Annotated in this window: 20 protein-coding genes; 6 read left to right on the forward strand and 14 right to left on the reverse strand. The window is 46.5% G+C overall.

Annotated elements, in window-relative coordinates:
• Positions 1 to 62: 62 nt before the first annotated feature.
• Together L7D49_RS03930 and L7D49_RS03935 are read left to right on the forward strand one after the other, a co-directional pair.
• The gene (locus L7D49_RS03930; RefSeq protein WP_238079515.1) at positions 63 to 692 is read left to right on the forward strand and encodes a hypothetical protein; all 630 of its coding nucleotides are present in this window, start codon (positions 63 to 65) and stop codon (positions 690 to 692) included.
• A gap of 23 nt (positions 693 to 715) precedes the next feature.
• Positions 716 to 886 (forward strand): hypothetical protein, encoded by a 171-nt coding sequence (locus L7D49_RS03935; protein ID WP_238079516.1) that lies wholly within the window; start codon positions 716 to 718, stop codon positions 884 to 886.
• 37 nt (positions 887 to 923) lie between these two features.
• On the opposite strand, the gene L7D49_RS03940 is transcribed toward L7D49_RS03935, so the two are convergent.
• From L7D49_RS03940 to L7D49_RS03980, 9 genes are all read right to left on the reverse strand, one after another.
• Positions 924 to 1,208, reverse strand: a complete 285-nt coding sequence (locus L7D49_RS03940) for a DUF6958 family protein (RefSeq protein WP_238079517.1) — start codon at positions 1,206 to 1,208, stop codon at positions 924 to 926.
• A 215-nt stretch (positions 1,209 to 1,423) separates the two neighbouring features.
• Positions 1,424 to 2,614, reverse strand: a complete 1,191-nt coding sequence (locus tag L7D49_RS03945; protein ID WP_238079518.1) for a glycine C-acetyltransferase — start codon at positions 2,612 to 2,614, stop codon at positions 1,424 to 1,426.
• Positions 2,615 to 2,686: 72 nt separating this feature from the next.
• Positions 2,687 to 3,769 carry a hypothetical protein gene (locus tag L7D49_RS03950; protein WP_238079519.1) on the reverse strand — a complete coding sequence of 361 codons (1,083 nt, stop codon included), beginning with the start codon at positions 3,767 to 3,769 and terminating at the stop codon, positions 2,687 to 2,689.
• Positions 3,770 to 3,899: 130 nt separating this feature from the next.
• Entirely contained in the window at positions 3,900 to 4,538 is a 639-nt protein-coding gene (locus L7D49_RS03955) for a YczE/YyaS/YitT family protein (RefSeq protein WP_238079520.1), read from the reverse strand.
• 273 nt (positions 4,539 to 4,811) lie between these two features.
• Positions 4,812 to 5,300: a Cys-tRNA(Pro) deacylase gene (gene ybaK / locus L7D49_RS03960; protein WP_238079521.1), complete on the reverse strand. Its 489-nt coding sequence runs from the start codon at positions 5,298 to 5,300 to the stop codon at positions 4,812 to 4,814.
• Between the two features lie 25 nt (positions 5,301 to 5,325).
• Positions 5,326 to 5,571: a hypothetical protein gene (locus tag L7D49_RS03965; protein WP_238079522.1), complete on the reverse strand. Its 246-nt coding sequence runs from the start codon at positions 5,569 to 5,571 to the stop codon at positions 5,326 to 5,328.
• A 311-nt stretch (positions 5,572 to 5,882) separates the two neighbouring features.
• Entirely contained in the window at positions 5,883 to 6,053 is a 171-nt protein-coding gene (locus tag L7D49_RS03970; RefSeq protein ID WP_238079523.1) for a hypothetical protein, read from the reverse strand.
• 89 nt (positions 6,054 to 6,142) lie between these two features.
• Entirely contained in the window at positions 6,143 to 6,721 is a 579-nt protein-coding gene (locus tag L7D49_RS03975) for a hypothetical protein (RefSeq protein ID WP_238079524.1), read from the reverse strand.
• Positions 6,722 to 6,865: 144 nt separating this feature from the next.
• Entirely contained in the window at positions 6,866 to 9,031 is a 2,166-nt protein-coding gene (locus L7D49_RS03980) for a DNA topoisomerase III (protein WP_238079525.1), read from the reverse strand.
• A 205-nt stretch (positions 9,032 to 9,236) separates the two neighbouring features.
• Here L7D49_RS03980 and L7D49_RS03985 point away from each other — a divergent pair, with 205 nt between their 5' ends.
• Positions 9,237 to 9,749 carry a GNAT family N-acetyltransferase gene (locus L7D49_RS03985; RefSeq protein WP_238079526.1) on the forward strand — a complete coding sequence of 171 codons (513 nt, stop codon included), beginning with the start codon at positions 9,237 to 9,239 and terminating at the stop codon, positions 9,747 to 9,749.
• 62 nt (positions 9,750 to 9,811) lie between these two features.
• Here the strand turns inward: L7D49_RS03985 and L7D49_RS03990 are convergent, their stop codons facing one another.
• Entirely contained in the window at positions 9,812 to 10,657 is an 846-nt protein-coding gene (locus tag L7D49_RS03990) for a MerR family transcriptional regulator (protein ID WP_238079527.1), read from the reverse strand.
• Between the two features lie 84 nt (positions 10,658 to 10,741).
• Here L7D49_RS03990 and L7D49_RS03995 point away from each other — a divergent pair, with 84 nt between their 5' ends.
• Complete coding sequence (locus L7D49_RS03995; protein ID WP_238079675.1) at positions 10,742 to 11,212, forward strand: GNAT family N-acetyltransferase; 471 nt, start codon at positions 10,742 to 10,744, stop codon at positions 11,210 to 11,212.
• Entirely contained in the window at positions 11,190 to 12,548 is a 1,359-nt protein-coding gene (locus tag L7D49_RS04000) for an MATE family efflux transporter (RefSeq protein WP_238079528.1), read from the forward strand. The genes L7D49_RS03995 and L7D49_RS04000 overlap by 23 nt, the downstream gene beginning before the upstream one ends.
• Before the next feature lie 27 nt (positions 12,549 to 12,575).
• On the opposite strand, the gene L7D49_RS04005 is transcribed toward L7D49_RS04000, so the two are convergent.
• From L7D49_RS04005 to L7D49_RS04020, 4 genes are all read right to left on the reverse strand, one after another.
• Positions 12,576 to 13,862: a diguanylate cyclase domain-containing protein gene (locus L7D49_RS04005; protein WP_238079529.1), complete on the reverse strand. Its 1,287-nt coding sequence runs from the start codon at positions 13,860 to 13,862 to the stop codon at positions 12,576 to 12,578.
• Positions 13,863 to 13,877: 15 nt separating this feature from the next.
• A complete protein-coding gene (locus tag L7D49_RS04010; RefSeq protein WP_238079530.1) occupies positions 13,878 to 15,446 on the reverse strand; it encodes a putative bifunctional diguanylate cyclase/phosphodiesterase in 1,569 nt (522 codons plus the stop codon).
• Positions 15,447 to 15,661: 215 nt separating this feature from the next.
• Positions 15,662 to 16,225 (reverse strand): NADPH-dependent FMN reductase, encoded by a 564-nt coding sequence (locus tag L7D49_RS04015; protein WP_238079531.1) that lies wholly within the window; start codon positions 16,223 to 16,225, stop codon positions 15,662 to 15,664.
• A 90-nt stretch (positions 16,226 to 16,315) separates the two neighbouring features.
• Complete coding sequence (locus L7D49_RS04020) at positions 16,316 to 18,289, reverse strand: cation:proton antiporter (protein WP_238079532.1); 1,974 nt, start codon at positions 18,287 to 18,289, stop codon at positions 16,316 to 16,318.
• 231 nt (positions 18,290 to 18,520) lie between these two features.
• Between L7D49_RS04020 and L7D49_RS04025 the strand changes: the two genes are divergently transcribed.
• On the forward strand, positions 18,521 to 19,567 hold the full coding sequence (locus L7D49_RS04025) for a PseG/SpsG family protein (RefSeq protein ID WP_238079533.1): 1,047 nt from the start codon (positions 18,521 to 18,523) through the stop codon (positions 19,565 to 19,567).
• Positions 19,568 to 19,587: the final 20 nt, after the last annotated feature.

Genomic DNA, 19,587 nt, shown 5'->3' on the forward strand with positions numbered 1-19,587 from the left:
ACATGTCGCACCCATTTTTCTCTGTCATCTGCTATACTAAAGGAAAAAACTGAGGTGTACCCATGAAGGGTAAATTATTTCTTTTTATCGGCATGATGATTGCCTTTTATGTGCTGCTAAAATTGCAATTGAACCTGTGGCTCGTCTTTGTACTCATTCTGTTGGCCACATTTGGCATATCATTTGGTTATCCAATCTTTATTACTTATCGCTCCAAAAGCATCCGAATGATCGACCGATTTATTGTCTCGAATCACAGCAAGCCATTATTTGGCTATGCGCATGCACTGGCATACGGAAGCAAGGAAGATGTGATCCAGTCTTTGAAACGGATTATTGCCTCCTATCCACAAGCTGAAGTACAGGAGATCTACAAAGCCAATTTAGCCTTTTATCAAAAGGATACAAAAAAGTTAAGAGAGGTTGCCCAAACGATGGCCTCTCCCGACTTCAAGAACTACTACAGCGGATTAGCCGCTGTTCTGAAAAAGGATTTGCCCGTAGCTGAAGAGCTGGCGAAAGAAATTCGTACGCCATGGACGTATCACTCCTTGCAGGCCGCAATTGCCTGGAAGCGAAAAGACGAGCAACAATTCCGGCAAGAAGCCGACAAGGCAGTGCAGCATGCAGTTGGTATGCAACGTTATGTTATATTCCATACAATGAAACGATTGGAAGAAGGAAAGGTTTAATCTTCGGAAGGAGGTGTGAATCGATGGAATACGTGGAAGATTCGTATGTCGAATTGACTAATGGCCTGCGAGGGCTCGTTGTTGAAGTGCGATTGGACGAACAGACACGGTATGACATTGAACTTCCCAATGGAGAAATTACAACTGTATTTGCCGATGAAGTAGTAAAAGAAGTACACTTGCCAACTAAATAGCCATATGAAAAACCCGCCAAATTTGGCGGGTTTTCATTTAGCCCACTTTTCGGATAAAGAGATCACCATCAACTTGCGAGCATTCAAATAACCCACGTGCCTCTAAATCCGTCACGAGCGCTTCCATGTACCATTGATTGTTCCCATCAAACGGCGTCAGCCGTCTCAACGTCTTTTTCGATAATTCATCGAATGAAATCCAGTCTTTCTCACCGGCTATATGCAGCATCGCTTTTTTTATTTTGTCATATCTGAATCTGACAATGGAAGGGCCTTTTCTGCCATTCCGTTGCAGCAGTTGTACGTGTTCGTTATATCTCAAAGAATTCACCTCACGGCATTTATATTAAGTTATTACCCGCTTTCTATTAATTTATTCATAGATTGCAGAACTTTTTTAGGAAGAAATATTCATGTAGTATTTCAAAGATGTTACAACTCCTATCTACCTTCCTATATGGCTTGGCTTAGGTAGTTATTGAAATGAAGCCAAAATAAAAAAGATCGGACAGGCAATGCGCCCATCCGATCTTTTTCTTATTGAATGACACCTAGTTCTTTACCGACTTTCTCGTAAATGGCCAGCGCATCATCAAGCATTTCTTTTGTATGGGCAGCAGTCGGCATGTTACGTACACGCCCTGTGCCTTTTGGTACTGTCGGGAACACGATCGATTTAGCGTAGACGCCTTCTTCGATCAACCGCTTAGAAAATTGCTGCGTCAATTTTTCCTCTCCGATAATGCAAGGAGTGATCGGCGTTTCGGACGCTCCGATGTTAAATCCGAGCTTCTTCAATCCCGCTTTTAAGTAGTTGCCATTATCCCAAAGCTTGTCATGAAGCTCTGTGGATTCCATGATTTTATCAAGCGCTCCCATGATAGCCGCCACATCGCCTGCAGGAAGTGCTGTGGAGAACAAGAACGGACGGGAACGGACTTTCAGCCAGTCGATCAACTGCTGCGTACCTGCGACATAACCGCCGACAACACCAATCGCTTTGGAAAGTGTTCCAATTTGGAAATCAATTTCTTTCTCCAAACCGAAATGCTTCACAGTTCCTTTTCCTTTTCCAGTTACACCCGATCCATGCGCATCATCCACGTATGTGATCAAGTCGAATTCCTTCGCAATTTTGACCGCTTCCGGCAGGTTGGCAATATCCCCATCCATAGAGAATACTCCGTCCGTGATGTACATCACTTTACCGTATTGGCCGGATTCAGTCGCTTCTTTTGCTTTCGCACGAAGGTCATCCATGTCTTGGTGTTTGACACGGATAATCTTCGCTCCGGAAAGACGGCATCCGTCGATAATGGAAGCATGGTTCAATTCATCGGAAAGAATCGCGTCATTTTTATTCATGACAGCGGAAATGGCCGCCATGTTGCAGTTGAATCCGGATTGGTAGGAAATTGCAGCTTCTGTTCCTTTGAACTCTGCCAATTTCTTTTCCAAGGCCACATGGATATCTAGCGTTCCGTTGATCGTCCGGACTGCCCCTGCTCCGACACCGTATTTTTCAGTTGCCGCAATGGCAAGCTTTTTCAAATCCTCGTTTGTTGCGAGACCGAGGTAGTTATTGGATGATAAGTTGATCAGTTGTTTGCCATTGATTGTGATGACAGGGCCGTTTGGACCTTCAACTGGGTCGATTACGTTATATAGACCTTGATCGCGTAATTCTTTCAAGTTTTCTTCTAAAAATGAATGCAATGCTTTCGACAATGTGATCTTCCTTTCAAACGAGTGGTGCCCTCATTTTAGCATAGTTGGGGGCGTTTCGCTGAAAGTTACATCTTAGGAAGGAAGGAGATCCCAAACGGTAGCTGCCCGTTCGGCGAAGACTTTCTGGTCAATCGCCGAGTCAAGGGACGTCTTCACTTCTCGCATGGCGTTTGCATAGGCATGCATATAGCCGGAAGCATCCAGTATTTTTTCCTTATACGCTTCCTCGATCGGCGCCACTTTACCTTCCGCCTCGGGATCTTCTGCACACAGTGATAGGAGATCCAATATTTCATCCCCTTTTAATTCCGGCTCATATTCATGCGGTTTGGTCGCATCGAATAGACAAACGGATAATTCCGGGAATAACACAAGATCTACACTTGCTGGATCCAACCCGCACCAGCCATACAGCACGTCGATGCCCCGCCGCTCGGCTTCTTTGCCAAGTGCTTTCATCAACGTTGATTTTCCCGATCCCGACAACCCTTTGATCAGCAGCCGCCGTTTTGCGCGAGACGTAATCGACGGAATGAAATCCTTTGCTCCTCCTGCCGAAAGGGACCCGATAATCCGATGGGACACGCCCGATTCCTTATGCAGCTTCATGGAACCGAATAATTCCTGTTTCAGCGATTCGATCAGTTGCTCATGTTCCTTCCACATCATCCGCACAATATTGACCGCTTCCCAATCATCATGGATCTGCTTCGCCTCTGACAGTGAGGATAACGTTTTTTGCAAGGCTTCCTCTGCTTCCGCCTTCGTGGCCACGACCCGGTCGTTCATCTCTTTTAACTTCCTGTCATCATACACGTCATAAAAACTAACGACTTTATGCCGCCCGCCGAGTTCAACCGGCTCCACCGCCACCGGATGGGAGGCCTGCAAAATTAGCAAGTTCTCCCCCCTGACATACACAGCGTCTGTCTTATCAGGTTGAATTGGATTCATAAAACGATCAACAAAAAAGCCGCGCTTGATAAAATGGGATGCGATATCCTGCAAAAGCGGGGATAATGCATTCGTCGGTGCACTCTTTAAAAAAATCACATGCTTTGCCGTGTCAATCAACTTGTCATATTTATGTGAGATTCCATGCCCCGTGTAGGCCGTCCCCATATATTCCGTAATTGTCCCGTATATCGTAACCATCCTTTCCAAATGGATCTGAATAACCTAAATCTACCTTATGCCCAAGGTTTGAAAAAATGCACGGCTTGTACTAGATTGATTCACAAAAAGAAAAGACGCCCTTTGGAGAGCGTCTTTGCAGCTATGTATATTACCTTCTGAATAAAACTTCCTCGTCCTCTTCACCAGCAATTTTCAATAACAATTTCCTGCATTGCGGCAAAGCATAATGGACAATTTGCCCGATCAGCAGCGCGATCAGAACGGTACCAACTCCGACCGGTCCCCCGAGCATCCATCCGATGATGGCGACGATGACCTCAATACTGGTCCGCACGACCTTCACACTGACCCCCAGCTTATCCACAAGAATCAGCATCAAACTGTCCCGGGGACCCGCCCCAACATTCGGCGAAACATAAACCCCGACCCCATAAGCCGTCACAATTACACCAAGCGTGAAAATAACCGCCTGCCCTCCAAGCGAGGCGAAATCCGGGAGCAGCCAATTGAATAAGTCGATGAACAGACCGATCATGAACATATTCAACCATGTCCCGAGCCTTGGCCATTGCCGGAGAACTATCGCCGTACTGACGATGATAATAAAACCCGTAATAATACTCCAGGAACCGATCGATAATCCTAAATTTCGGTACAACCCGACATGCAGCACATCCCACGGCCCAATGCCGAGTCGATTCCCTTTAATGGTCATCGAAATCCCAAGCGACATAATCATCATGCCAACCAGAAAAAACACCCAGCGCCATACAAATATCCTTCTCATTCGCATTCTTCTTTCCAAGCCCGTTCGCAGGGCCACTTGTTTATCTATCTTGACTGCCACACACTTCGCGGCAGGACACTACCGAACTACATTCCTTCACGCAGCCTTCATGCACAGCAGCGTTTCCTCTTCTCTAATAGTAACATGCAAGTGGACTCTAGGAAATATGCGATCCCAATTGATCAAGCGCCGCGACACACTTCTTTGAAGTACGAGCGATTCCCCTTCTACAATCGTCGAAAAGGATACGCCGGCCAAACGGGCGAAATATAATTACCCTTTCACAATTGCGGCAAAGGAAGCACTCGCCACCCGGGCGAAATCCGCCGGCGCCACTTTCATTTGCAAACCAGGCTTTCCCGCACTTACGATAAAAGTCGGAAGCGGCTTCGCGGATTGATCAATGATGACAGGCAGCTGCTTCTTCATCCCGATGGCCGTACAGCCGCCACGCACATACCCCGTCTCCTTCGTCAAATCCTTCAGCGGCAACATCTCCAACTTCTTCACGCCGGCCGCCTTAGCCGCCTTCTTTAGATCCAGCTCATCCGCAACCGGTATGATGAAAACAAACAACTCAGATGGAGAAGCAATCGTAACGAGCGTCTTATACACCAAGTCCGCCTGCTGTCCGGTCTTCTCTGCAACCGACACCCCATCCAGCTGGCCATCGCTCACATCATATTCGATTACTTCGAACGGAACCCCTTCACTTTCCAACAATCGTACTGCATTGGTCTTAACTGCTTTCTTCTTCGCCATCCGGCACCATCCTTTTATTGTTTGTTTAGTTGAATGCCGTCAACATCTCGATACCTAACCGCTCGTATATTTCTAGAACAGCTCGTATCTCAGCTCCAACCACTCGTATAATCCTGGAACAGCTCGTATCTTGTTGCAAACCGCTCGTATAATCCTGTGACAGCTCGTATCTTGTTTCCAACCACTCGTATATGTGTCCAAACAGCTCGTATCTTTTCCAGACAGATAAAATTTCAACCATCCAATCGATTTCTTGATTGGTCAAAAGCATTCAGCGCGCCACAGAGCAGGCGACGACTTGGCAATTCCCCGCGAATTGGCAGCTTTCCAAGGAACACGCCTAATTAAATCACGAAAAGCCTATGCATAAGCCAAAGCTTACAGCATGAAGACAGTGTAAACCATTTCCCGTGGTGCCCGCATTTCCGTTGCACACATTAACTCGTCTACGACCGATCGTATATTCGCTTCAACAGCTCGTATCTTTTCTCCAACAGCTCGTATATTTCTATAACCGCTCGTAAATCTCCAGAAGTGCTCGTATATTTCTACAACCGCTCGTATATCTCCAGGAGTGCTCGTTTATTTCTGCAACCGCTCGTATATTCCCAAGAGTGCTCGTTTATTTCTACAACCGCTCGTATATTTCCAGAAATGCTCGTATATTTCTGCAACCACTCGTATATTTCCAGAAGTGCTCGTATCCTTGCCTGAACCGCTCGTATATCCCCAGGACTCCTCGTTTCCTTTCACACTACCCACATCTCTCCATGGCGACTCAGTCCTGTTATTAAATATCGGTATGAAAAAAGGCTGCCCTGCTAATAGGACAGCCTTTCCATTTATGCACTTACGTAGTATTGCGGTCCTTCGAGTCCGTAGCCTCTCGATTTCGCTTCGACCTGGATGGTGTAGGCGGAGATGGCTTTGGCGAATTGTTTGTCCGCCGTGATTTTGAATGGACGGTGGTCGGCAGAAGGGTGGGGCATGATTGCCGCGCTGCGTTCCTGGTTGGTTAGTTCCGTCAATTCCGCTTTGGCTTTCTTTTGCATCGCAAGACGGGCTTCGGTTTCCCGGATTTTTGCGGATGCTGTGGCGGCGAGCTGGTGATCGGCGGTTGTTGGTTCGGAGACCGAGTTTGCTTCTCGCCGGACTTCTCGCCATAGGTCGATGGTTTCTTCCAGTGTCTTTCCGAGTGGCGGCGTAATTTGTTTCATCTGCCCCGCACCTAATTTTACAAACTGCTGCGCTTCTGCCTCTTTTTTCCCGAGCAGCAGCGCTTCCAAATCAGCCAGCGTCTTTTGATTCCGGCCGTTGTAGTCGGCTTGTCTGTCATAGGCGTGCTCGGCGTTTCGTCTGCGCGCTGCATCGTACCGCTGCATCTGGTCCGCTGCTGACGCGAATGTCATGATGGCGTTCATGTTCCTTCACCTCCTGCCGGCCTCTTGCCAGGCCGCCCCTTTTACACGATCTGTTGAAGTGAGAGGAAATCTCCCTCCCACTTCGTAATAAAGAAATTATATCCATTATTCACTTAGCGAACTATCAGACAAAAGAGCTAAAATTTACTTTTCAAATAGTTTCTTTAGCGCATCTGCCATTGCTGTATTTTCCGGTTCTTCCTGCTTCTTCAAATATTTTTGCACATCCCGCTTGTCGGCTTTCTTGCCGCCTGACTGGTTGCGTCGTTTTTCAAAGGCTGACAACTTCTCCCTATGTCCGCATTTACAGACGAAAATCCGTCCGTCGCCCTCTCCGCGCAGCTCCAGTTTCTTTTTACAATTTGGGCATCTTGCATTCGTCAATGTAGAGACATTCCGGCGGTGTCCGCATTCCCTGTCTTGGCAGACGAGCATCTTGCCACGCTTCCCGTTCACTTCTAGTAACGGTTTGCCGCAGTCCGGGCACATTTTTCCTGTTACGTTATCATGGCGGAATTTCTTATCATCCGTTTTGATTTCTTTGACGGTCTTTTTCGAGAAGTCGATCATGTCCTTCATGAACACGTCTTTTTTCATCTTCCCGGCAGCGATCTTTGTCAAACTCTGTTCCCATTCGGCTGTTAACGCCGGTGATTTCAAATCGTCCGGGACGAGCTCGAGCAGCTGTCTTCCTTTGGATGTCGTATAAATGTCGTTGCCTTTTTTCTCGGTGACGAACGAACTGAATAGCTTCTCGATAATGTCGGCACGTGTTGCAACGGTTCCAAGGCCTCCTGTTTCACCAAGCGTTTTAATCAAGTCCTTAGATTCCCCTGCCATGAATTGCGCCGGGTTCTCCATAGCGGCAAGCAATGTCCCTTCGTTGAAACGTGCAGGCGGTTTCGTCTGTCCGTCTGTCATAACGACAGCTCTGACCTTGATTTCATCGCCTTTTTTGTATGCTGGTAGGCGGTCTGTATCCTCTTCTTCTTCATCCGTGGAATATACAGCCTTCCACCCTTCGTCGGTCACTGTCCGGCCTTTTGCCTTGAACATTTCACCGCCGATTTCGACTTCCACTGTCATTTGGTCATAGCGGAACGATCCGAAGAAGACGGCTAAAAACCGTTTGACGATCAAGTCATACAAACGCTGTTCCTTATCGGACAAGTCTTGATAAACCGGTGTTTCCTCTGTCGGAATGATCGCATGGTGATCGGAGACCTTTTTGTCGTCGATGACTCCTTTTTGCGGCTTTACCTGGCCGCTGCGCAGCAAAGCATTCACTGATTTCCGGTATGGACCGATATCAACCGCCTTGATCCGTTCTTTCAGCGTACCTGCCATATCGGAAGTCAAATGCTTCGAGTCCGTACGCGGATACGTCACCGCTTTGTGGCGCTCATAGAGGTTTTGGAGCGTTGATAAGGTTTCCTTCGCAGACCAAGACCAGCGGCGATGCGCTTCTTTCTGTAACTCCGTCAGGTCGAACAAGGAAGGAGCCGGCTGCTGCTTCGGTGTTGTTTTTACGTCCTTCACTTTTCCAGAGTGGATGCTGTCAAGACGTGCAAGCACTTTTTCCACAGCTTCCTTTTGGAAGGATTGCGTCTGTCCCGCTTGGTCATGCCATGTGAAGCGGGTCGACTCTGTTAATGCCTGCAAGCCGTAGTAGGATTTCGGTTTAAAGTCCCGTATCTGTTTTTCCCGTTCTGCAATCATCGCAAGGGTTGGTGTCTGAACACGTCCCGTGGATAACTGCGCGTTATATTTTACCGTCAGCGCGCGTGTTGCATTGATGCCCACAACCCAGTCGGCTTCCGCACGGGCAACTGCCGCTTCATATAGGTTTTCGTATTGTTTGCCGTCCTTCAAGTTCCGGAAGCCATCTTTAATTGCCTTGTCCGTAACCGAAGAAATCCAAAGACGCTTGACAGGCTTGCGATTTTTCGCCATTTCCAAAATCCAGCGTGCCACCAGCTCCCCTTCCCGGCCGGCATCAGTTGCGATTATGACCTCCTTCACATCATTTCGTTTTAATACTGCCTTCACCGCATTAAATTGTTTTGATGTTTGACGGATCGGCGTTAATTTGAAAGGCTCCGGAATGATCGGAAGAAGCTCCAGCTTCCACTCCTTATACTCATTGCCATACCCTTCTGGATCTGCATGCGTTACGAGATGGCCAAGCGCCCACGTAACAATATATTGTGTTCCTTCCAAGAAACCGTTCCCTTTTTTATTACAGCCGAGCACCCGCGCGATATCCCGCGCAACGGATGGTTTTTCGGCTAATACGACTGATTTGGACATAAAAAAATCCCCTTTCTACATACCCCGATTATACGGGAGAATGCTTGATGTTGCACCCGAGGCGGATGTAGGTATGGAAACACGCTTCCTGTGCAAAAATGACGGAGATTGACTCAGGAAAGCGGTACAAGCAGAAAGCGATCGAATTTCGTAGGATTTTGTAGGATACAGCTTATCCTGTAGGAGATGCGAAGGAGTGAACTGAATGTGTGATGAAAGAGAATTTGATCAACTATATGCATTGATGGAAGTGTCTTTTCCGGACAGCGAGCGGAGGACATATGAGGGACAGAAAGCATTGTTAACTGATCCACATTATCGCATCGTGACGAAATCGGATCTTCATAATAGAATCATCGCATTTATTGCCTCATGGGAATTTGCAGAATTCCGCTTTGTAGAGCATATCGCAGTCGATCCGGTCATGCGTGGAAGCGGTACAGGCGGAAGACTAATGAACAGCTATTTGGAAGAGTCCTCAAAACCCGTGATTTTGGAGGTTGAGCTTCCAGATACGGAGCTTGCCAAGCGTAGAATAGGATTTTACGAACGATTAGGATTTCATCTCAATCCTTACGACTATGTGCAACCGCCACTGCAGGAAGGGCAAGCAGACCTGCCCTTGAAAATTATGAGCTACCCCCGTCTGATTACCGAAGAGGAGTTTAGCCAGTTCAGAGAAATTCTATATGCCAATGTATACAAGGTTGCATTGTAACCTCGCTTTCGAATTTTCGTTTGGTACAAGCAGACTTAATAAAGGAACAGATTGGGAGATGTTCAACCAATCTGTCCTTTTTCATTTGTGGTCACCTCCATCATAATCTTTGTCACATACTCTTCCTCCCGGTTTTTCAGTACCGCATCATAAATATATTCCTCGTACACGTACTTTCCAAGACGGTATCCATTTTGCTGCATATAGCTTAATAATCGTTCATAGGTGGACGATATGGTGTCAGCAGTTCCGACATGATAGCCGACTAGAAATCTGCCTCCGACCGATTTGAAATAGGGATGGCCCTCCCTCGGATTTGGCTGCTCCATATACAAATAGCTGTAATTTGAATAATCCCCGTTCAGAACATGTTCCCTTTTTGTCATTCCACCAATTGGGTAACCCGAATCCAATTGAGCACGATACAACTCTTCAATAAAATCCGAGACTGCTGCAACAAATTGCTCCTCCGTAGAATTTTCTATTGTGTCACTTAAGTACATTGTGCATTCTGGCAAGTATTCTAACGAGATTTTATCAAAATCAATCTCCAATGCCTCTTCGATTAGCTTTGATTTCACATGAATCATATTTTCAATCATTTCGAGTTCTCGGCGTTTCTTTGATATGACCTCTTTTTGCAGACGCATTAAGTCCGAGAAGTTCTCGGGTGATTTATTTGCCATGTATTCTTGAATATCCTTTAATGTCATCCCGACTTCTTTTAACATTTCAATGACACTAAAAAACTCATATTGGGCAATTGAATAATACCGATACCCCTTTTCATCTTTCATGATCGGGGCCAATAAACCGATCTGATCATAGTAGATCAGCGTTTGCTTGTTGACCTTGCAAAGGTGAGCGAATTCCCCGGTTGTAAATAGTTTCTCTTTTCGAATACTCAATTTTCAACGTCTCCTCTTGACTATATAGTTACTATATACCCTACATTGTAGGTAACCCCAATGAAAGAGAAAGGTTTTGACATTATGTTCACGGAAATTCGTGACGATTTTAACAAAGAAGAAATTTTAGCATTACGTATTGCGGATGAGCAGGAAGGCTTTATTGAAAGTACGCTGGAATGCTTGCAAGAAGCAGAACATGACCGCCGGTTTATTCCCGTCGGCCTGTACATGGAGGATACGGCTGTCGGATTCGCTATGTACGGCATGTTCCCACACGAAAAAAATGAGCAGCGTGTCTGGCTGGACCGCTTTTTGATTGATGAACGCTATCAGCACCAAGGGTTAGGTAAACACTTTTTAGAGCTGCTTGTACGCTATTTGACCGACCGGTACCATTGCCGCCAGCTTTTTTTAAGTGTGTATGAGACGAATACAGCCGCTATTCATTTATACAAGAAATTCGGCTTCGTTTTTAATGGTGAACTCGATGAAAATGGCGAGAAGGTAATGGTGAAGGAGATACACAAACATGACAACGATGACTCACATTGAAAGCCGGCCACTCCGGCCATTGTTTTTATCCTACCTGTTTCCCTCGTTAATCGGAATGATGCTTATGTCGGTCAATATTTTGATTGACGGCATTTTTGTCAGCCACGGCGTTGGTCCAACAGCGCTCGCCGGAGTCAATATAGCAGTCCCCATTTTCTCTATCTTACTCTCCATATCTCTCTGGATCGGTATGGGGGGTGCGACCCTCTATTCCATCTCGCTCGGCGAGGGACAGACAAAAAGCGCCCTGAAAATTTTCACATTATCATTCGTCTTAATGCTCCTTGTCGTTTTGCCTTTAGTTAGCGTGTTGCTTGTTAACTTAAAGGAAATTGCGTATTTATTCGGAGCAAGCGACCTGACATATCCCTATGTCCATGAGTACTTGCGTGTCATTTTATTATTTGGTGTATTTTACACTACCGAAAACCTGTTAAGCATCTTTATTCGAAATGATGGGAATCCGAAGCTTGCCATGATGGGGTTGATTACAACATCCATTCTCAATATCCTATTGAATTATCTTTTCGTTTTTGTATTTGATTATGGGGTAACGGGCGTGGCTTTCGCTACTGCACTGTCCACAGTTGCAGGCCTGATGGTGTTGTCCCTTCATTTCTTTTGGAAACAGGCCAACTTAAAATTTGTTCGAGGATTTCTAAACTGGCATGATACGAAGAAAATCGTTTCCATCGGCCTGCCGAGCTTTGTCGTTGAAGCCTCTATGGCTGTCATCATCATCTTCTATAATGTAACCTTTTTACATTACATGGGTGCCGACGGCGTGACAGCCTATGCGATGGTCAATTATGTCCACGCTGTCCTTCTGATGGTGTTCTATGGTATTGGAATGGCATTGCAGCCGCTCGTCAGCTACCACTATGGCGCCGGTTTGACGGGCAGATTAACAGCCCTTTTAAAAATCGGCATTGTCACTTCTGTACTTTTCGGTGCCATCACCGCCATCTTGATCATGCTGTTTCCAAGCCAAATCATCTCGTTGTTCGGAGACAGTACAGTTGAAATTCAGCAAATCGCAGTACAAGGTTTTGCCCATTTTGCGATCGGCTATCTATTCCTCGGAATCAATCTGGTCTATGCGGAGTTTTTCCAATCCATCGAGCGAATTCGTTTAGCAACCGGAATTGTGCTAATGCGCAGCATTATTCTTTTCGTTCCGGTCCTCATTCTTTTACCGAAGTTCTTTGGAGGCCAGGCTATTTGGTGGGTATTTCCGTTAGTAGAAGGCATAACAGCCTTGCTTACGTATTTAATCAGCAAAATGAACATCGTATTTCCCAAGAAGCATATACAAAAAACAGGCGATTGCTCATGATTCAGCAATCGCCTGTTCATTCATAGCTCATCCTTTGCAGCAATCTCGGCCGGATTCTTTCGCTTCATACAAAGCTACGTCTGCCTGTTTAATTAATTCATCGTCTGTCATATCGCCCTCCGCAACAGCAAGTCCAATACTCGTGGTGACCAAAAGACATCGGTCGGTGAATACCCACGGCTTCGCGATCGCTTGCCGGATCGATTCGGCGACTGCAAAGGCATCCTCGCGTGAACCGACCGCCGGCAGTAGCACGGCAAATTCATCGCCGCCAAACCGCGCCACCGTGTCCATGCGGCGGACGGCACCTTTCAGCCGTTTACTGAATTCAGCAATGACCTGATCTCCAATATCATGGCCATTCTGATCGTTAATCCATTTGAACCGGTCGATATCAAGCAGCAAGAGTGCCAGTCCTTCTCGACGATACTGTTCCCGCTGCAATGCATCAGCAAGATGTTCATAGAAAGCACGGCGGTTCCACAGATCAGACAGCATGTCGTGGTAGGCGAAATACCGCAATTGTTCCTCCGACCGCTTATCCACCGTAATATCACGCGCAATCGCCACAATCCGGTTGATGCGATGCTGTTCATTGAACACGGGAGAGCCGTAAATCTCGAACCAAATCCACTCATTCCACTTATTGCGCATCCGGTATTTCACTTTAAAATGCTTTTGCTGCCTAAGCGAATCGGTGAACGCATCTACAAGGCCCGACAAATCTTGCGGGTGAATAAAATAAGGAAACGGCCTTGCCATGATTTCCTCTTTACTAAATCCGAGCGAATCGCTGCAGGATGGCGAAATATATTCGACTTTGCCGTAGTTGTCGAGGATGGCAATCAAATCCTGTGAATGATTGGCGATGATCCGGAACTGGTCTTCCGTTTCATGCAGCTTCTCCTGTGACTTGGCCAGGTCACGTTCTGCTTTTTTCATCGCGGTCATGTCATGGGCATGAATGACAATATGAGTGACCTGACCTTCCTCATTCAACATGGGCACGAGACGGACAGAGGAATAGTACATCTCCCCATTCTCCATTTCATAGGAATCTTCATAATGGAACTCGCGCTTCGTATGGATGACGTGCAGATGATTTAAACGGAAAAACTCGAATTTCTCTGGCGATTCTACTTCCCTTAGCGGCCTGCCTATCGCTTCTTCAGTCAGCCATGTTCTCTCCATCGCGGCACGGTTTATGTATTCATAGTATAACTCTTCATTTTCCCGAACCCCGATGACCATCACCATTTCCTTTATGCCTTCAAACAAGATCCTATTCAACAATTGGTTGTCCGTCTCCGTCAACGGAACCTCCCCCCTTTACTTTGCCAAATACTCCCCTTGCAGCCAGACTTCCATCTTATCCACTGTCAGCGGCGGGTTGTAGAAGTAGCCTTGTCCGTAATCGCAACCGAATTCTTGCAGCGCCTGAGCTTGTGTCTCCTCCTCAATTCCTTCTGCGACGAGGGTCAATCCTAAATTCCGCCCCATATCAATGATTGTTTTTACAATGGATTTTGTATGAGGATGCCGAAGCATATCCTGGGTGAATGATTGATCGATCTTCAACCGGTCAATCGGCAGATAACCCAAGATGCTCAGCGAAGAATACCCGGTTCCAAAGTCATCCATGGAAATTTTAATCCCTATCTTTTTTAACTCATTTAAAACTGTAATAGACTCGTCATTTTGCATGAGTGATTCCGTTATTTCAATATCCAAATGCTCTGGAGACAGGTTCGTCCGCTTCAAGACATCTTCAATAAAACTAACAAATCCTGGCTCATTGATTTGACGAATCGATACATTCACCGCCACGCTCAATTGTGGATGACCTGTCAGCTGCCAAGCTTTCACTTGCCTGCATGCCGCTTCCAGCACCCATTTACCGATTGGAATAATGACTCCCGTTTTTTCAGCAATCGAAATAAATTCATTGGGCGGTATAAATCCCAGTTCTGGATGATTCCAGCGTATTAACGCTTCCACTGCTTCCGTCCGTTTAGTGGACAGGTTGACAATCGGCTGATAATGAAGCTCTAACCGGCCAGATTCTGCCGCTGTCCGCAAACCATTTTCAATTTTCATCTTCCGAACGTCGCCGACAGCTGTCTGCGCGGAATAAAAGCTATACGTATTTCCGCCCTTTTCCTTGGACTCATACATCGCCTTGTCCGCATTTTTCAGCAACGTCTCTGCATCTCTTCCGTCTTTCGGAAACAAGCTCACCCCGATACTCGCTGTTGTGAAAATTTCCTCCCCATTGATAATGAATGGTTCGCTGAATATAGAGAGAAGATCTGCTGATATCCCTTCTGCTTCATACTGATTCGTATGATTCAGCAGTACTACAAATTCATCTCCACCATGCCGGAACACTTCATACGTTTCGGGCAAATGCTCACAAAGGCGCTTCGCCACTTGCCGGATGAAGATATCGCCATATAAATGGCCCATCGTATCATTGATAACTTTAAAGCGGTCCAAATCCAGGAATAAGACGGCATTCACATGATCTTCATTTGTACTTTGGTCCAATTTGCGAAAGAGCTGTCTCCGGTTCGGCAGCATCGTTAAATCATCATGATTCGCATTATAGCTAAGCTCTTCATTCATACTTCTCAATTGGTCACTTACCTGCGAGTTAACGACCAATTGATACTCCAGGCGGCGCCCATATACATCCATTCGATTAATTAAATAGGCAAAAATCGGAGTGGCGAAGATGAGAAACACAGTAGTATCCACAACTTCATACCAAATAGCATTGTCAAACTTCCATTTAAAAATTTGACTTAGTATTTCTTCCAATATGTTCGGCACGATGATGACTGCCAAAATGAGAACCCACAGCCTGCCATCTAAAAAGCCCTTAGTTTTTATTCTCATTCCCCGCTGCTCCATTTCTATTATTATACAACGCTACTTTATCCAAACAAAGGAATTATAAACGGATTCTTTCAATATACAGTTAATATAATACTATATAAAGTAAATAAAATCAGTATAATTTTCCTAAATAAAAAATGGAAAAACAAGGACTAAGGGACCAACCGTTTTCCTTGAAAAAATCCCGCTATCCTAAATGGAATAGCGGGATATTCTTAGTCTTGATCTATAGCGTCTTTCGATAGATGCCGGCTCATTTCTGCGTATTGGATAAATACACGGGCAAGCTCTTGCAAACGCTCCTGCACATCTACATCAATAATATTGTTTTCATTATCAAAATGGCTCGTATGGGTATACACATAATTTGGTGTCACCAGGCAGCGGAAGTAATCCAAAATAGGCTTCAGCTGATTCTCAACGACAAGATGGTGCTGGAATGTGCCGCCGTTTGCCACGATGGATACTGGTTTATATCGCATTGCATGCGGATGAAGCATATCAAACGCATTTTTCAGGACGCCCGGAATCGAACCTTGGAAGATTGGCGTTGCAATGATATAGGCATCCGCCTCTTCAAATTTCCGGACCAGTTTTTTCATATCATCATTATATTGATCGAACGGACGACCATCGACAAATTGGTGGTCATAATCCGCAAACCTTATCAGTTCAAGCTCATAGCCGCATCCCGTACCGTCGATATACGATCGGACGGTTTCAAGCACCGCTCCTGTTTTGCTGCCGATAATGGTCCCGTCCACAAACAAAACTTTCACTAGGCATATCCTCCTTAGCTGTTCTCCATTACCCATCGTACCAAAGAATAGGGGAGGTTTCCCGAAATTGAGCTTACTGACCGCCCGGCTCTACTCTTTTTGAGAAGAACGCGGAGCTTCCCCCGGTATTTGCGGCTTTTCTTTCCCTGTATCTTCTTTAAACAGTTCTTCAATTTCATTGTCCGCAATCGGACGCTCTCCATTTTCCTCCAACAGCCTCTCCTTGATACGTGCAATATTCTTAGCCGGAGAAGTGAGTGCCAGAACGGAATCGCCGGCAGCCGCCTGAAGTTCCCTTTTGGCAGTGAAAAATTCCACATTCCCGTCCGAACGCAAAATATACAGGAGAATGGATGTATCATCCCTTTCTCGCAAATATTGCGTGTAACTGTATTGCTTCGTAATCAATGTCTTTCGGATAAGATGCCCCTCATTCACTCGTTCGTCCAGCTCATAAATCGAAACAGGCGGACTGAATAGTGTCTGGCCCCCTGAAATACTGAGGCTTGATGATTCATTCCCGGCATGGAAAGCTGTTTGAAACAGATGCTGCCGTCCCAGATCCGGGGCGAAATCGGCGCAAACATGGGCATTGTACGTATCACTTTCCGTCATTGCGACCATGTAACGAAATGGTGTTAAATCAATATGGTATTCGATCTGTTCGGTTAGAATATCCCCTACGTAGTTAGGAATGGATCGTTTTCTTGCTTCCGCCAGAGCCTCCCAGGACTGGTCAAGGATCAGCACTTCATGGCCGTTATCCTGAATGGATTTCGCAAATGCAGAGGCAAACTTCGAACCGCCGACAAGTAGCACGCCGGTTTCATCCGTTGTCGTCAAGTTCAGCTTTCTTGCGAGCCAGCCGATTGAGAAACCATGCAGCACCACGGTGCTCAGAACAAGTGCAAACGTCAAAGCAGTCAGCATCTCCGCGTCCTTATAACCATTGTCTACTAATATGGTGGCAAAGTAGCCGGACACGGTAAGGGCGACAATTCCCCGGGGAGCAATCCATCCGACGAGCGTTCTTTCTTTCCACGATAATTCGGTACCAATCGTTGAAACCCAAATGGATAGCGGCCGAACGACAAACAGCATCGCCGCCACATACAACAGGATATGCGGGTTCAAAATATCGACTAAAATCCGGGAATCGAGAGAAGCAGTCAACATGACAAAAATTCCGGAGATCAATAAAACTGAAATATTTTCTTTAAAATGCCGTACATCATTTAATGTTGTCATACGCAGATTCGCCATTGTCATCCCCATTGCCGTAACAGCGAGCAGACCGGTTTCATGCATAATTTCATCAGAAAAGACAAAGGTGAACAGCACAACGACGAAGAGGATCGGCGCTTTTAGAAATTCAGGAATGCTCCCCCTCTCGAACGCCCGCCCCATCAATCGGGCGGCTGCCCAACCGAGCAACACGGCAAAAGCAGAAGCGGTAAAGAAGAGCAACAGCGATTTCAAAGACACTTCCGCCTGCAGGAATTTAATAAATTCAAAAGCGAAGACGGCTACAAGGGCGCCGAACGGGTCGACAACAATTCCCTCCCACTTGAGAATGGCCGCCACCCTCGGTTTCAGCCGCGCTTGCCTCAGCAGCGGCAGAATCACCGTCGGACCTGTGACAATGAACAGTCCCCCGATAATGAACGCGACCTCCCACGATAGACCCGCCAAATAATGGGCGGCCAGCGATCCGGCAATCCAGGCAATGAATGCCCCGATCGTCACGATACGGCCAACCGGCTTGCTAAAGCCCCGGATCTCCCGGATATCTAAGTTCAAACTGCCTTCAAACAGAATAATAGCAACCGCAAATGTGATGATCGGACTGAACAGTTCCCCCATCGTCTCTTGAGGATCAATCCAGCCAAAAATCGGGCCTACCAGCAATCCAGCGACCGACATGACGACAATCGCAGGCATCCGGTATCGCCATGCAATCCATTGCGAGAGCATCCCAATCAATATGACAAGCAGTAAATCGAATAATAAGGAATCAAACAAAGGAATCCCCCTCTCCTTCGAGAATAAAAACCAGTTTACCATACAACGGAACATCCATCAGGAATGAAATGCCTTCTTGCTACTACCATTAGTTACTACATGCACTTCTTCAACCATATCTTCAAATTGTAATTGGAAATCATCCGTTCCAACTGGACAATTCAGCGAAATCATTCCCATCCGTTCCATTCACGTTCAGGAATCTGGACATAACTGCTTTTTTCAAATCATAGGGTGAAAGGGAGAGTAATGGATTCATAGGTCATAGAAAGGGTGATTCCAATAGAAACACGCGAAAAGAAAACCATTGCCATTCATGTAGCCCGAACAGATGCTAAAGGGACCTATCCCGCACGCAGAGCGGCCATCCTGGCTAAAATCCTGTCAGAAGAAGCGAATGTCATATTCCTGACGGGTCCCACATCCCCAGCTGCACCTGAAGGCTTTCAGGAAATCACAATCGGTCGAAATACGACACTTGCTGATACCGTCGCAGTCATCAAACCAGCTTTGCTTTTACGTGACAGCGGATCCACAATTCAGGAGGAAGTAGATAAAATCAGAGAATCCGTTTCTTCCCTCATTCATTTTGACGATTTTGGGGACGGCGGCCGATTGGCGGATCTTGTCTTGCAAACATTGTATGAAGAAGAAAGCGAAAATGTAATGGAGCATTACGTCATGGAACGCAATTTGTACATGGCGGATGACCCCTTTACCTCGTATCGGAAGATCGGCCTGCAAAAAGACCGGCCTGCCCCATTGCCGCATCTTGTCATTTCATTCGGAGAAGAAGATCCGGGCAATCTGAGCTACCGGGCTTTGCGCCATGTCCTGCAGCTGCAGATCCCACTCAAAGTGTCTGTGCTAGTCGGAGAATTATACCCCCACGATGTCAGCACGCTGCGGATGATGGCGCTTGGACGGCGGAACACGAATATTGTACAGCCCCCCTATGATACGGCTGAACTTTATTCAACTGCGGATATCATTCTCTGCGGCTCCGGCTATATGCCATACGAAGTGGCTGTCATGGGCATTCCGTGCATCGTCTTAGCGCAGAATGAATTCGAGCTCGGACTCGGTTTCCCGAAGGAGCACCACGGCTTCATCCACCTGGGCCTTGGACGAAAAGTGAAACAATCCAATCTGCTGAATGCCATCATGGAACCGCTCCTTCACGAACCGCTCCGCAAACGTGCGATCCGCAGGCAAACGAACCTCAATTTAGGAAATGGGAAAGATACCGTCCTGGAAGCGATCCGTTACTTGCTGGAATATCCGAAACGCGGAAAAGAGATGTCCGATATGCTACACTAAAGAAAAAGATTGGGAGTGTG

Source organism: Sporosarcina cyprini, from assembly GCF_022048975.1.
GTDB classification, from domain to species: Bacteria; Bacillota; Bacilli; order Bacillales_A; family Planococcaceae; genus Sporosarcina; species Sporosarcina cyprini.